Annotated in this window: 11 protein-coding genes, 3 tRNA genes and 1 CRISPR repeat array (1 of these 15 cut by a window edge); of the genes, 4 read left to right on the top strand and 10 right to left on the bottom strand. The window is 75.2% G+C overall.

Annotated features, from left to right (window positions below; genetic code table 11):
* Positions 1-147: direct repeats of the CRISPR family, unit length 28 nt; unit sequence CTGTTCCCCGCGCATGCGGGGGTGATCC; it reaches 125 nt to the left of the window's first position.
* Positions 148-362: 215 nt separating this feature from the next.
* The 8 genes from ACVMYR_RS03265 to ACVMYR_RS03230 all read right to left on the bottom strand — a co-directional run bounded on the left by ACVMYR_RS03265 (position 363) and on the right by ACVMYR_RS03230 (position 6,016).
* Positions 363-436 (bottom strand) — tRNA-Phe (locus ACVMYR_RS03265).
* Between the two features lie 103 nt (positions 437-539).
* Positions 540-613 (bottom strand) — tRNA-Asp (locus ACVMYR_RS03260).
* Between the two features lie 40 nt (positions 614-653).
* A tRNA-Glu gene (locus tag ACVMYR_RS03255) sits at positions 654-726 on the bottom strand.
* Positions 727-880: 154 nt separating this feature from the next.
* Positions 881-1,678, bottom strand: coding sequence for a polysaccharide deacetylase family protein (locus ACVMYR_RS03250; protein ID WP_228986633.1), 798 nt, complete (start codon positions 1,676-1,678; stop codon positions 881-883).
* A gap of 72 nt (positions 1,679-1,750) precedes the next feature.
* Entirely contained in the window at positions 1,751-2,710 is a 960-nt protein-coding gene (locus tag ACVMYR_RS03245) for a MerR family transcriptional regulator (RefSeq protein WP_091282485.1), read from the bottom strand.
* A complete protein-coding gene (gene idi / locus ACVMYR_RS03240) occupies positions 2,700-3,326 on the bottom strand; it encodes an isopentenyl-diphosphate Delta-isomerase (protein ID WP_077935526.1) in 627 nt (208 codons plus the stop codon). The genes ACVMYR_RS03245 and idi overlap by 11 nt, the downstream gene beginning before the upstream one ends.
* 25 nt (positions 3,327-3,351) lie before the next feature.
* On the bottom strand, positions 3,352-4,833 hold the full coding sequence (gene crtI, locus ACVMYR_RS03235; protein ID WP_457121080.1) for a phytoene desaturase family protein: 1,482 nt from the start codon (positions 4,831-4,833) through the stop codon (positions 3,352-3,354).
* A 28-nt stretch (positions 4,834-4,861) separates the two neighbouring features.
* Positions 4,862-6,016, bottom strand: coding sequence for a polyprenyl synthetase family protein (locus ACVMYR_RS03230; protein WP_077935528.1), 1,155 nt, complete (start codon positions 6,014-6,016; stop codon positions 4,862-4,864).
* A 65-nt stretch (positions 6,017-6,081) separates the two neighbouring features.
* Between ACVMYR_RS03230 and ACVMYR_RS03225 the strand changes: the two genes are divergently transcribed.
* Both ACVMYR_RS03225 and ACVMYR_RS03220 read left to right on the top strand, forming a co-directional pair.
* Positions 6,082-7,005 carry a phytoene/squalene synthase family protein gene (locus ACVMYR_RS03225; RefSeq protein ID WP_457121079.1) on the top strand — a complete coding sequence of 308 codons (924 nt, stop codon included), beginning with the start codon at positions 6,082-6,084 and terminating at the stop codon, positions 7,003-7,005.
* On the top strand, positions 7,002-8,291 hold the full coding sequence (locus tag ACVMYR_RS03220) for a cryptochrome/photolyase family protein (protein ID WP_457121078.1): 1,290 nt from the start codon (positions 7,002-7,004) through the stop codon (positions 8,289-8,291). Before ACVMYR_RS03225 ends, ACVMYR_RS03220 begins: the two co-directional genes overlap by 4 nt.
* Positions 8,292-8,351: 60 nt before the next feature.
* On the opposite strand, the gene ACVMYR_RS03215 is transcribed toward ACVMYR_RS03220, so the two are convergent.
* Positions 8,352-9,452, bottom strand: coding sequence for a serine hydrolase domain-containing protein (locus ACVMYR_RS03215; RefSeq protein ID WP_457121077.1), 1,101 nt, complete (start codon positions 9,450-9,452; stop codon positions 8,352-8,354).
* A gap of 157 nt (positions 9,453-9,609) precedes the next feature.
* Here ACVMYR_RS03215 and ACVMYR_RS03210 point away from each other — a divergent pair, with 157 nt between their 5' ends.
* A complete protein-coding gene (locus tag ACVMYR_RS03210) occupies positions 9,610-11,064 on the top strand; it encodes a dihydrolipoyl dehydrogenase family protein (RefSeq protein WP_077935532.1) in 1,455 nt (484 codons plus the stop codon).
* Positions 11,065-11,077: 13 nt separating this feature from the next.
* Here ACVMYR_RS03210 and ACVMYR_RS03205 read toward each other — a convergent pair whose 3' ends face one another.
* Positions 11,078-11,839, bottom strand: a complete 762-nt coding sequence (locus ACVMYR_RS03205; RefSeq protein ID WP_077935533.1) for a crotonase/enoyl-CoA hydratase family protein — start codon at positions 11,837-11,839, stop codon at positions 11,078-11,080.
* A gap of 285 nt (positions 11,840-12,124) precedes the next feature.
* Here ACVMYR_RS03205 and ACVMYR_RS03200 point away from each other — a divergent pair, with 285 nt between their 5' ends.
* On the top strand, positions 12,125-13,156 hold the full coding sequence (locus ACVMYR_RS03200) for an AraC family transcriptional regulator (RefSeq protein WP_431895371.1): 1,032 nt from the start codon (positions 12,125-12,127) through the stop codon (positions 13,154-13,156).
* The last annotated feature ends 97 nt before the right edge of the window (positions 13,157-13,253 follow it).

Raw genomic sequence — 13,253 nt, 5'->3', positions numbered from 1 at the left:
TTCCCCGCGCATGCGGGGGTGATCCGGTGACGGCGCTCAGGCTGTTGTAACTGCCGCCCTGTTCCCCGCGCATGCGGGGGTGATCCCAACGGGTCGATCTACCCCCTGGCCCGGTTCATCTGTTCCCCGCGCATGCGGGGGTGATCCCGAGAAGAGACCTCGATACCCCGTGCCGATCGACTGTTCCCCGCGCTGCGGGGGTGAACTTGGCGTGCAACCGACGTGCAACTAGCGGCGGTGATCATGGGTGCCCAGCGGTCAACCACGGACAGCGTCGAGCGATCCGGCCCGGGGCCGCATAAGCAAGATCCCCACCTGCGTTTCCGCTGGTGGGGACCTCTGTAGCCCGGCGAAAGGCTATGTGGCCAGGGGCGGGGTCGAACCGCCGACCTTCCGATTTTCAGTCGGACGCTCGTACCAACTGAGCTACCTGGCCGTGCTGCTCGGCTCATCGTACCCAAGTGGCGGGATCGCCGCCGGCAGGGCACCTGCTCCGATACGCAGAACGCCGCGCATCTTACGCGCGGCGTCAGCGCTTGCGGTCCTGACGGGACTTGAACCCGCGACCTCCGCCTTGACAGGGCGGCGAGCACTCCAACTGCTCCACAGGACCTGGCTGGTGTTACCGGTGTTGCTCCGGCTTGCGCCGGTCGTGCCCCCAACGGGATTCGAACCCGTGCTACCGCCTTGAAAGGGCGGCGTCCTGGGCCGCTAGACGATGAGGGCGGCCCCGCCATCATTGCACACTCGCAACTTCTAGCGGACTTGCTCCCATCCGGCCCCGCCGGAGGCTTCGAAAGCATACGTGACGGTCGGCCCACGAAACAAATCGGTATGGCTGGCGGCACATCCAGCCACAAACCTGCAGGTCATGGGCGGTCTAGCCGATCCGGGTGAGCCCGTAGCGCCGCTTCAGGTCGCCGATGAGGTGGGCGCAGGCGGCGACCGTGGCGGCCCGGTTGCCGCCCCCGTCGTGCATCAGCACGATCGAGCCCGGCTTCGTCGCGCCCATGACCCGCTTCCTGATCGTCGGGGCGGTGGGCTTCGCCCAGTCCTGCGGGTCGACGGCCCAGTGCAGCGATCGCATGCCGAGCTGCTTCGCCACCGTCACCACCTCCGGGGTCCACCGCCCGCCCGGCTGTCGGTAGAGGGTCACCTTGGCGTCGGGCGCGGCCGCCCGGATGGCGCGGTTGGTGCGCGTCAGGTCGGCGCGGATCTCGGCGACCGGCCGCCGGCCGAGGTCGATGTCGTGCCGCCAGCTGTGGTTGCAGAGCTGGTGCCCCTCGCGGGCGATCCGGGCGACCAGCTGCGGGTGCTTGCGCACCTGCGTGCCGACCACGCAGAAGGTGGCCTTCGCCCCGGCTGCCTTGAGCTGGTCGAGGATCTTCGGCGTCCAGGCCGGGTCGGGCCCGTCGTCGAAGGTCAACGCCACCGCCTTGCCGCCCGTGGTCCGGCGCAGCCCCGTCGGGAGCTTGGTGGGGCGCGGGCGCAGCGGGGGTGGGGTGGTGCGGGTCGGCTTGGGGGCGACGGTCGGCTTGGGCGTCGGCTCCGCCGGGGGTGCGGTCGGTGTCGACGGGGAGGCGGCGGCTCCCGGACGCCGGTCGGTCGTCCGCTCGCCGCAGCCGGCGAGGAACAATGCAAGGCAGAGGCCGAAAGCGAGTGCTCTCCGTGCGCTCATCGTCGCTCCGAGGGGTCGGGGGCCGTGGGCCACTCGACCGTAGTGGACGAAACGTGAACGGCGGCAGGGCGGTCAGTCCCCCGTCGACTGGTCCAGGGAGTCCCGCACGGCCAGGGCGAGCGAGACCGCCTCGGCCAGGTCGACCGGCCGGACCACCCCGGCCGGCAGCGAGTCGGCCCGCCAGCCGGGGCCGGCGGCCAGCACCAGCAGCGGCCGGCGCGGGCTGGCCAGCAGTGCGGTGAGCTGGGCCGGATCGGCGGTGGCCCGGATGTGCGACCAGACCACCACGGCCGCCGGGCCGGTGCGGTTGACCGCCTCGACCAGGGCCGCCGCCGGCACCCGGGCACCGAGCATCCGGTACGCGACGCCGGCCTCGGCCAGCGCGGCGGCGAGCGCCTCCAGCGGCAGGGTGTGCTGCTCCTCGTCGGCGCAGGAGAGCAGGATGCGGGCCGGGCCGGGGGCCGAGGAGGCGCGGGCGACGGCCGCGAACGCCTCCGAGACGCACCGCGACACCAGGTGCTCCACCTCGATGAGGCCGCCCGTGGCGGTGTGCCGCTCGCCGATGCCGACGAGCACCGGGCGCAGCAGCCCCTCCCAGGTGCCGACGACTCCGTCGGTGGCCAGGGCGTGCGCGATCGTCTCCCCGATCGCCACCGAGTCCAGCCGCATGGCGGCGCGGGCCAGCCCTCGGGCCGCCGGGCCGGCCCGACCGACCGGGATGGTCTGCCCGCCGCCGTCGCGCCCGCCGCCCGGCCGGATCCGGTTGGCGACGACGGCGGACGGCTCGCCGCCCGGCCCCGGGGCGGGCACCTGGCGGGCCCAGCGGGCCGCCTCGGCCGGGGTGACCCCTTCGGCGGTGAGCTTGCGCATGATCTCCAAGCGCGCGAGATCGGCCGGCGTGTAGCGCCGGTGGTGGCCCGGCAGGTGCTGGCTGGGGCCCAGGCCGTACCGCTGGTGCCAGGTGCGCAGCGTGGTGACCGCGACGCCCAGGCGGCGCGCCACGGCCCCCGCGCTCAACGCCTCATCGCCCACCCGACCGCTCCGCCGCCTCGTTCACCTCGTCTGCGCAGGGACCGGCCGGGGTCGCGTCGGGGCCGGCGGTGCCCGCCGGCCGGGACGGGCGTAGCAGGCGGTTCACCACCCCACCCAGCCAGGGGGCGTACGCCCGGGGGTCGACGTCGAGGTCGGCCTCCAGCGTCGCCGGGTCGACCCAGCGCAGCTCGGCCACCTCGGCCGGGTCCGGCCGCACGGGCAGGTCGGCCGGGACGTCGGCGCGCAGCACGTGGTCGTACTCGAACTCGACCCGACCGGTGGCCGGGTCCTCGGCGTAGTAGACGTACACGCCGGCCTCGGTCAGCTCGACGGGCCCGACGCCCAGCTCCTCGCCCAGCCGGCGGTTCGCGGCGGTCACCAGCGACTCGCCCGGCGCGGGATGGCCGCAGCAGGAGTTGGCCCAGCGCAGCGGGAACCGGGTCTTCACGGCGGCCCGGCGCTGCAGCAGCACCCGGCCGTCCGGGGCGACGAGCAGCACGGAGAAGGCCCGGTGCAGCCGGCCGGGCGGCTGGTGGGCGGCGGACACCGTCGCCTCGCCCTGCGCCCGGCCGTCGTCGTCGACCAGCTCGACCAGGTGTTCCTCGCGCACGCTCACCGCACACCTCCCACTACTCGGGCGCTCACTGGCCGTCGCCCGTCACGCGGGCGGCGGCCAGCTTGCCGGAGATCAGGACCATGGGCACGCCGACGCCGGGCTGGGTGCCGGAGCCGACGAACACCACGTTGTCGAGCGTGCGGTGCAGGTTCGACGGGCGGAACGGGCCGGTCTGGAAGAGGCTGTGCGCGGACGCGAACGGGGTGCCGGCGGCCATGCCCTGCTCGGCCCACTCGGCCGGGGTGACCGCGCGCAGCACCTCGATGCCGGCGCCGAAACCGACGTACCCGCGCTCTTCCAGCGTCCCGACGAGCTGGTCGGTGTACCGGCGGGTGAGGTCGCCGCGCCACTCGAACGGGGCCCGGTCGAGGTTCGGCACCGGGGCGAGCACGTAGTACGTGTGCCCGCCGGCCGGGGCGACCGCCGAGTCGGTGCGGCTGGGGTTGGTGACCAGCAGGGACGGGTCGGTCATCAGCTCCCCCCGCCGGATCACCTCGTCGAACGTGCCCTTCCAGGATCGTCCGAAGTGGATGTTGTGGTGGGCGATTTTCTCATAGCCCTGCCGCGAGCCGACGTGCAGCACCACGCACGACGGCGAGTAGGTCAACCGGCGTCGCCTGGCCGGCGGGAGCAGGTCGCGGTAGGCGACCGGAAGGTCCGGGTTGAGCACCACCACGTCGGCTCCGACGAACTCGCCGTCGGCGGTGACCACCCCGGTCGCCCGGCCGTTCGCGGTCTCCACCCGGGCCACCGTGGTGCCGTAGCGGATCTGCACGCCGTGCTTCTCGGCCGCGCCGGCCATCCCCCGGGAGACCGCGTGGATGCCGCCGCGCGGGAAGTAGACCCCGGCCACCGAGTCGAGGTACGCGATGACGGCGTAGATGGCCAGCGCGTCGTGCGGGGCGAGCCCGGCGTACATGGCCTGGAAGGAGAAGATCCGCTGGGTGCGCGGGTCGCGGAAGAACTGCTCGATCTTCGTCTGGAGCCGGCGGAACGCGCCGCCGGCCAGCAGCTTCAGCAGGTTGCCGGTGAGCAGGTCGGTGGGGGCGTCGAGGTTGCGTTCGATGAAGTCGGCCCGCTCCAGCCGCCACAGCTCGCGGGCGTAGTCGACGAAGCGCAGGTAGCCGTCGGCCTCCCGGGGCCCGCAGACCGAGGCGATCTCGGCGGCCATCCGGGTGGTGTCGGTGATGACGTCCAGCGTCGAGCCGTCCGGGTAGTACGCCCGGTACGCCGGGTCCAGCGGCATCAGCTCGACCCAGTCGCCCAGCTCCTCGCCGACCGCACCGAGCGCCTCGGCGATCAGGTCGGGCATGGTGAGCACGGTGGGGCCGGTGTCGAACTCGTAGCCGTCGACGCCGAGCCGGCCGGCCCGGCCGCCCGGCACCGCCTCGCGTTCGAGCACGGTCACCTGCCGCCCGCTGCCGGCCAGGTGCAGCGCGCAGGCCAGCCCGCCGAGTCCCGCCCCGACGACCACCACCCGGTCCGTACGTCCGGTCACGGTGCGCACGCGACCACCTCCCTCACGAAGTTGCCCATCATGCCCGCCGCGCGGTGGCGGCGGTGGCGAGGCCCGTCAGCGCGGTGCGCGCGGTCTCGTCGATCGACGCGGTGTCGAGCGCGGCCAGCGCGTCGGCGACCCGGTCGGAGATCATCCGTTCGACCCGGGCGACCGCGCCGGTGTCGGCGACCAGCTCGGCGAGCCGGGCCACCTCGCGGGCGGCGGCGACCCGGCCGGCCCGCTCCAGCGCCCGGCGCTGGTTCGCGGTGGCGAGCTGCCGGGCGAGCATCAGCAGGGCGGTCGGCTTGCCGGTGCGCAGGTCGTCGCCGGCCGGCTTGCCGGTGGTCGCCGGGTCGCCGTAGACGCCGAGCAGGTCGTCGCGGAGCTGGAACGCCTCGCCGACGGCCAGACCGTAGCGGGTGTACGCGGCGGTCAGCGGCCCGTCGGCGTCGGCGCCGGCCAGGGTCGCGCCGAACAGCAGCGGACGCTGGACGGTGTAGCTGGCGGTCTTGTAGCGGGCGACCCGCAGGGCCCGGTCCAGCGACCAGTTGGCCGCGTCGTTCTCGCCCAGGACGTCCAGGTACTGCCCGGCGACCGTTTCGACGCGCATCTGGTCGTAGCAGCGCCGGACGTCGAGCAGCCGGGCCGGCGGCACGGTGGCGCGCCCGAGCAGCCGGTCGGCCCAGACCATGCAGAGGTCGCCGACGAGCACGGCGACCGCCTCGCCGAACCGGTCCGGGTCGCCGGTGTGCCCGGCGGCGACGTGCCGGGCGGCGGCGGACCGGTGCGCCGTGGGTCGGCCGCGCCGGGTGTCGGAGGCGTCCATCACGTCGTCGTGCACGAGGGCGAACGTGTGCAGCAGCTCCAGGGCCGCGAGCGCCGGCAGCACCGCCGGCAGCGGCTCGTCCCCGCCGGCGACCCCTCGCCAGCCCCAGTACGCGAAGGTGGGGCGCACCCGCTTGCCGCCGGCCAGCACGCAGTCGCGCGCCGTCGCGGCGAATTCGCCCATCGCCGAGTCGATTTCGGCGAGCGTGGAAACCTCGGCGGCGAGGAACCCCGCGAGGGTGTCGTCGACCCCCTTGACCAGGTCTTTCGTGAACGCGGCCAGTACGCCGCGGACCGGATCGTCCGTCGCTTCCGGCTGTGCCGGCGCGACGCGGAGCGCATTACCCGCAACTGCGTCGTTGGCCATGTCGGCGAGCGTACCCTAGGGTTACGAGTTGCGTCGATTGCTGCGTCGAATCCGAGGGAGGGCCGGTGGACGTCGACCTCACCGCTGCCTATGACCGCTGCCGCGAGCTGCACAGACGTCACGGCCGCACCTACTATCTCGCCACCCGCCTGCTCCCCGCTTGGAAACGGCGGCACGTTCATGCCTTGTACGGATTCACCCGGTATGCCGACGAGATCGTCGACCGCACCGAGGACCTGCCACCCGCCGAGCGGGCCGCCCGGCTCGACGACTGGTCGGCCCGCTTCCTGGCCGGGCTGGGCGGGACCCCGGTCGACGACCCGCTGCTGCCCGCCGTGCTGCACACCATCGCCGTCTTCGACCTGGACCGGGCCGACTTCGCGTCGTTCCTGCGCAGCATGGCGATGGACCTGACCGTCACCGCCTACCCCACCTACGACGACCTGCTCGACTACATGGAGGGCTCGGCCGCCGTCATCGGCACCATGATGCTGCCGATCCTCGGCAGCTCCGACCCCGCCGCCGCCCGCGAGCCCGCCCGGCAGCTCGGCCTCGCCTTCCAGCTCACCAACTTCATCCGGGACGTCGCCGAGGACCTCGCGCGCGGCCGGACGTACCTGCCCGACGAGGACCTCGCCAAGTTCGACGTCACCCGCGACGACCTGTTCGCCGCCGCCGCCCGGGGCCGGGCCACCCCGAGAATCCAGGACCTCATCGAGTACGAGGTGAGCCGCGCCCAGACGCACTACGAGGCCGCCGCGCCGGGCGTGACCCTGCTCGCGCCCGCCTCCCAGGCGTGCATGCGCACCGCGTACGCCCTCTACGGCGGCATCCTCGACGAGGTCGCTGCCCAGGACTACGACGTGTTCACCCGGCGGGCGCTGGTGCCCCGGCGGCGGCGGATGGCGGTGGCCGGGCGGGCCCTGCTCACCCCCGCCGGCACCCCCGTCGTGGTCCCCGGCCCGGCCCAGATGCCCGCCGGCCGATGACGCGTACCGCGATCGTGCTGTTCACCCGCGACCTGCGGGTGCACGACCACCCGGCGCTGGCCGCGGCCTGCGCCGCCTTCGACCGGGTCGTCCCGCTCCACGTGCTCGACCCGGCGCTCGCCGGCCGCTCGCCCAACCGGACGCGCTTCCTGCACCAGAGCCTCGCCGCCCTGCGCGACGCGCTGCGGGAACGCGGCGGCGACCTGGTGATCCGGCACGGCGACCCGGTGGCCGAGACGATCCGGCTGGCCGGCGAGGTGGGCGCCGAGGGGATCGGCCTCTCCGCCGACGTCAGCCGGTACGCCCGCACGCGGGAGCGCCGGCTGCGCGCCGAGTGCGAGCGGCACCGCCTGCACCTGCGCCTCTTCCCCGGCCTCACGGTCGTCGACCCCGGCGCGGTGCGCCCGGCCGGCGGCGACCACTACCGGGTGTTCACCCCCTACTTCCGGGCCTGGCAGGGGGCGCTGTGGCGGGAGGAGTCGGCCCCGCCCGACCGGGTACGACTGCCCGACGCGCTGGCGGCCGGGGCGCGGCCCGACGGGTCGACGGCCGGCTCGCGGCCCGACGGGCTGCCGGTCGGGGAGCTGCCCGCTCCACCGAAGGGGGAGTCGCCGCACGCCGTGCCGGGCGGGGAGGCCGCCGCCCGCCGCCGCCTCGCGCAGTGGCTGCCCACCGTCGACCGGTACGGCGACATCCACGACGACCTGGCCGGCGACGCGACCTCGCGGCTCAGCCCGTACCTGCGCTTCGGCTGCCTCTCACCGCTGGAGCTGGCGAACCGGGCGGGTGAGCGGGCCGGCGATCCGGGCGGCGCGCGGTTCGGCCCGTTCGTCCGGCAGCTCTGCTGGCGGGACTTCTACTACCAGGTCACCGCCGCGTTCCCCGAGATCGCCACGAAGGCGTACCGGCGGGGGGCCACCGAGGACTGGCGGCACGACCCCGAGGCGCTCGACGCCTGGGCGCGGGGGCGTACCGGCCTGCCGATCGTCGACGCCGGGATGCGGCAGCTGCGCGCCGAGGGCTGGATGCACAACCGGGCCCGGCTGATCACGGCCGGCTACCTGACCAAGGTGCTCGGGCTGGACTGGCGCGAAGGGGTGGCGGTCTTCTCCCGCTGGCTGCTCGACGGCGACGTGGCCAACAACGCCGGCAACTGGCAGTGGGTGGCGGGCACCGGCAACGACAGCCGGCCGCACCGGGGGTTCAACCCGGTGCGCCAAGCGGCCCGCTTCGACCCCGACGGCGCGTACGTCCGCCGCTGGGTGAAAGGAGGGGCCCCTGCTTAACGCATTCTGTTGTACAAGGGCCCCCTCCTAACACCCCGGACCCGGCAGCGCAGCGCGCGGTCAGAGGCAGGAGTGCAGGGCCTCGACCAGCTCGTCGACGCGGTCGTGGTCGGCCAGCCGCGCGGTCGCGTACGCGAACACGTAGCCCCGCCCCGGGTCGGCCCAGGCGCTGCTGCCACCGATCCCGCCCATGCCCCAGCTGCCGTCCGGCTCCCGCTGCATGCCCAGCGTCCAGCACGCCCGGCGGTCGAGCACCAGGTCCGGCCCGTCGTACTGGGCCCGGGTCGCCTCGGCGACCAGCTCCGGGCTGAACAGCCGTACCCCGTCCAGGGTGCCCCCGGCGAGCAGGCCGGCATAGCAGCGGGCCAGCCCGGCGGCCGTGGCGTGCAGGTTCACCGCCGGCACCTGCGCGCCCCGCCACAGCGGGCCGTTCAGCACCGCCACGTCCAGGCCGCCCGCCGGGTTGCCCAGCGCCGCCGCCCGCAGGGACCCCGGCTCGCCGAGCGTGCGGACCGGCCAGCCCGGATCGGCGTACGACAGGTCGGCGCACCGCCGCCGGTCGGCCGCGCCGAGCCCGAAGCCCAGGTCGAGCCGCCACGGGCCGGCGATCTCCTCGGCCAGGAACCGGCCCACCGACCGCCCGTCCACCCGGCGCACCAGCTCGCCCACGAGGTGCCCGTACGTCCAGGCGTGCTCGCCCGCGACGGTCCCCGGCTCCCACCGCGGCTCGGCGGCGGCCAGGTCGGCGCAGAGCAGGTCCCAGTCCGCGATCGCGTCGGCCCGCCGGGGCACCGGGAACGCCGGCAGCCCGGCCGTGTGGCTGAGCACCTGGCGGACCGTGGCCGGCGCGCGGAACGCCGGCCAGTGGTCGACGACCGGGTCGTCCAGGTCGAGCCGCCCCCGGTCGACGAGCAGGAGCAGGCAGAGCGCGGCCACCGGCTTGCCCACCGAGTAGACGTTGACCAGCGTGTCCGGCCGCCACGGGTCGCCGCCCCCGGCCGGCGGCACCGACCGGCCCGGCGGGACGGTGGCCCGGGAACCGGCGACGAGGTCGACGACCGGCGTGCCGTCGTACCAGATGGCGAGGCCGGCCCCGGTCTCCCGGCCGGCGGCGAACAGGTCGTGGAAGCAGTCCCGGACGGGGGCGAAGCGTGCGCGCATCCGGCCACGGTAGGGGCCCGGCGAGCCCGCGGCGCGGGAATTCCGGGAGGCGGGCGAGGGCGGCCAGCGCTGGGCTTCCGGGAGGCGGCGACGGCCCGCAGCACCGGAACTCCACCTTGCGGTGGCCCACGGTCCTCCGGTGCGGAATGCTGGTCCGATGGCGGAACCGGAACTGGTGGACGTGGACGTGGTCGTGCTCGGGCTCGGGGTCGGCGGCGAGGAGGTGGCCGGCCGGCTCGCCGAGGCCGGCCTGAGCGTCGTCGGCATCGAGCGGCGGCTGGTCGGCGGCGAGTGCCCGTACTGGGGGTGCATCCCGAGCAAGATGATGATCCGGGCGGCGAACGCGGTCGCCGAGGCCCGGCGGGTCGCCGAGTTCGCGGGCGAGGCCGACGTACGCCCCGACTGGGCCCCGGTGGCGAAGCGCATCCGCGAGGAGGCGACCGACAACTGGGACGACCGGGTCGCCGTGGAGCGGTTCACCGGCAAGGGCGGCCGGTTCGTGCGGGGCAGCGGGGCGCTCGACGGGCCCGGTCGGGTCCGCGTCGGCGACCGGGTCTTCCGGGCCCGGCACGGCATCGTGCTCGGCACCGGCACCCGGCCCTTCGTGCCGCCGCTGCCCGGGCTGGCCGACACGCCGTACTGGACGAACCAGCAGGCCATCGAGGTCGAGGAGCTGCCGGCCAGTCTGCTGGTGCTCGGCGGCGGCGCGATCGGGCTGGAGCTGGCCCAGGTCTTCGCCCGGTTCGGCGTCGAGGTGACCGTGCTGGAGGCGTCGGGCCGGGTGCTCGCCGTCGAGGAGCCCGAGTCCTCCGAGGTGGCCGCCGCCGCCCTGCGCGCCGACGGGGTGCGGATCGCCACCGAGGTACGCGCGGAGCGGGTCGACCACGACGGGCGGGCGTTCACCCTGCGGGCGGTGGGCGGGGCCGAGTTCACCGCCGAGCGGCTGCTCGTGGTCACCGGCCGCCGGGCGCACCTCGACGAGCTGGGCCTCGACACCGTCGGCGTCGACCCGGGCCAGCGGTTCCTCGCCGTGGACGACCGGATGCGCGCCGCCGACGGGATCTGGGGCGTCGGCGACCTGACCGGGGAGGGCGCGTTCACCCACATCGCCATGTACCAGGCGGCCATCGTGGTCGCCGACGTGCTCGACCACGTCCGGCGGGCGCGGGCCGGCGCGGACGCGAGCGGTGCCGCCAGCGCGGTCGGCGGCGCGGCGCGCACGGAGGGCACCGGGATCGCCGGCGGGGTGCCGCACGCCGACTACCGGGCGCTGCCCCGGGTCACCTTCACCGATCCCGAGATCGGCGCGGTCGGGCTCACCGAACGGCAGGCCCGCGAGCGGGGCATCAACGTGCAGGTCGGGGTGAGCCGGCTCGACTCGTCCACCCGGGGCTGGATCCACCGGGGCGACGGGTTCGTCAAGCTGGTCGCGGACGCCGACCGGGGGGTGCTGGTCGGGGCCACCTCGGTCGGCCCGGCCGGCGGCGAGGTGCTGTCGGGCCTGGTGGTGGCGGTGCACGCGGAGGTGCCGCTGAGCCGGCTCCGGCACATGATCTACGCGTACCCGACGTTCCACCGCGCCATCGAGACCGCCGTGCGCGACCTGAGTTAGCCGATCGACATCCTCAGGCGGGGGTGCCGTGGCGGCCCGCGCCGGCCGCGAAGCGGGCCGCCCCCGCCGTCGCGTCGGCCGCGAGGGACGCCGCGCCGTAGGCCAGCTCCACCGCGAGGGCGTCCGGCTCGGGCAGGTTCGCGCCGGCCAGCACGGCCGCCCGGTCGTTGCGCAGGCACGCCTGCGGGTGCCGGGCGATCTCGGCGGCCAGCCGCTCGGCCTCCGCGCGGGCCGCACCCGGCGCGACCAGCCGGTTCACCAACCCCATCGCGTACGCCTCCTCGGCCGGGACCGGCCGGCCCGTGAGGATCAGGTCCATCGCCCGGCTCTCGCCGATCAGCCTCGGCAGGCGGACGGTGCCGCCGTCGACCAGTGGCACGCCCCAGCGCCGGCAGAACACGCCGAGCACCGCGTCGGACTCGGCGACCCGCAGGTCGCACCAGAGCGCCAGCTCCAGCCCGCCGGCCACGGCGTACCCGGAGATCGCGGCGATCACCGGCTTGGACAGCCGCAGCCGCGTCGGGCCCATCGGGCCGTCGCCGTCCGGCTCGACCCGGTTGCCGCTCGGCGTGCCGATCGCCTTGAGGTCCGCCCCGGCGCAGAACGTGCCGCCGGCCCCCCACAGCACGGCGACCGCTGCCGCCGGGTCGGCCTCGAAGGCGCGGAATGCGTCGGCCAGGGCCCGGGCGGTGGGACCGTCGACGGCGTTGCGGGACGCCGGCCGGTCCAGGATCACCGTGGTCACCGCGGCGGCGTGCTCGACCCGTACCCCCATCGGGACAGCATGCCCTGCCCGGACGCCGACGCACCAGCGCGGGCGTGACCACCCTGCCGGACGGCCACCGGTGTTCGTACTCCGTACATCGGCTTCGCACGGCGGACAGCCCGGCCCGTGGCGGCTTCTCTCGCCTTTCGTCGGCCGTCAGAATGCGCGCTGAAGGGCCACCGAACGTGGCGACGCGTACTCGTGCGGTGTCCGTCGCCCGTCGCCGTGGGCCCCGGGTGAGGTGAGGGTGAGGGACGCCGGTCGGCGCCGCCGCCGGCGATGCGGGGAGATGTCGTGACAGGACGTACCGGGGCGGGGCCGTCCGCGACGAAGCGGGTCGACTGTGGCGACGAGGCGGCCACCGACCAGTCGGGGCTGTGGTCGCGGCTCGTCACGGACGACCCGGACGAGGCGCACCGCTGGCTGTTGGCGGCCTACCCCGAGCATCGGCTCCGCGCCTTCGACCGCCGCGGTGGGGTCGTCTTCCGGGCCGCCCACGCGCGGTTTGGCTCGGCCAGCGTGGCCCGGGTGCGCTATCCGATGAACGCGGACAACGACGTGTTCACCCGGGACGTCGTCGGGGTGGCGGAGGTGCTCTCCGGCGGCTGGGGGGTCGACGTCGGGGCCGGGGAGGTGATGGCCGGCGCGGGTGACCTGCTGCTGGTGCCGCCTGGGCGGACCAGGGCGATCCTGCACCGCGACATGGAGGTCCTCGCCGTGGAGCTTCCCCTGGCCGACGTGCGGCGGGTGGCGCAGGAGCGGTGCGGCCTCGCGCCGGTCGACCTGCGGTTCCAGGGGCTGTCGCCGGTGTCCCCGTCCGCCGCCCAGCTCTGGCGCAACACCACGCGCTATCTCACCCAGGTGGCGCTGCCGGGCGCCGCGTTCGGGTCCAACGCGCTGGTGCAGGCGGAGGCGACGGGCCTGCTGGTGGCCGTCGCGCTGGCCACGTTTCCCAACACGACGATGACCGAGGCGCCGACGCGCGGCGCGGGGGGCGTCGCGCCGGCCGCGGTCCGTCGTGCGGTCGCCTACATCGAGCAGTACGCGGACCAGGCCCTGACCGTGACCGACGTGGCGGTCGCGGCCGGGCTGGGCGCGCGGGCGCTCCAGCAGGCATTCCGCAAGCACCTCGACACCACCCCGACGCGCTATCTGCGACGGGTACGCCTGGAACGGGTGCACACCGAACTCCAGGCCGCCGAGCCCGGCGCGGGCCTCACCGTGGCCGCCGTCGCCGCCCGGTGGGGCTTCGCTCACCTGGGCCGGTTCGCCACCGAGTACCGCCGGGCCTACGGGCGGCCGCCCAGCCAGACCCTGCGGAGCTGACCGGCGGCGAGAATCCCTCGGGCCTGGGAGGTGGCGCTCCGGCGTGCCGTTGCACTGTCCGCCCGCGCGGGTAGCTAGGCTCCCTCGTGACCCAGGG

The sequence above is a fragment of the Micromonospora sp. PTRAS2 genome (genome assembly GCF_054052245.1).
Note: the sequence above shows the minus strand (reverse complement) of the source record. Positions and strands in the feature narration are given on the sequence as shown.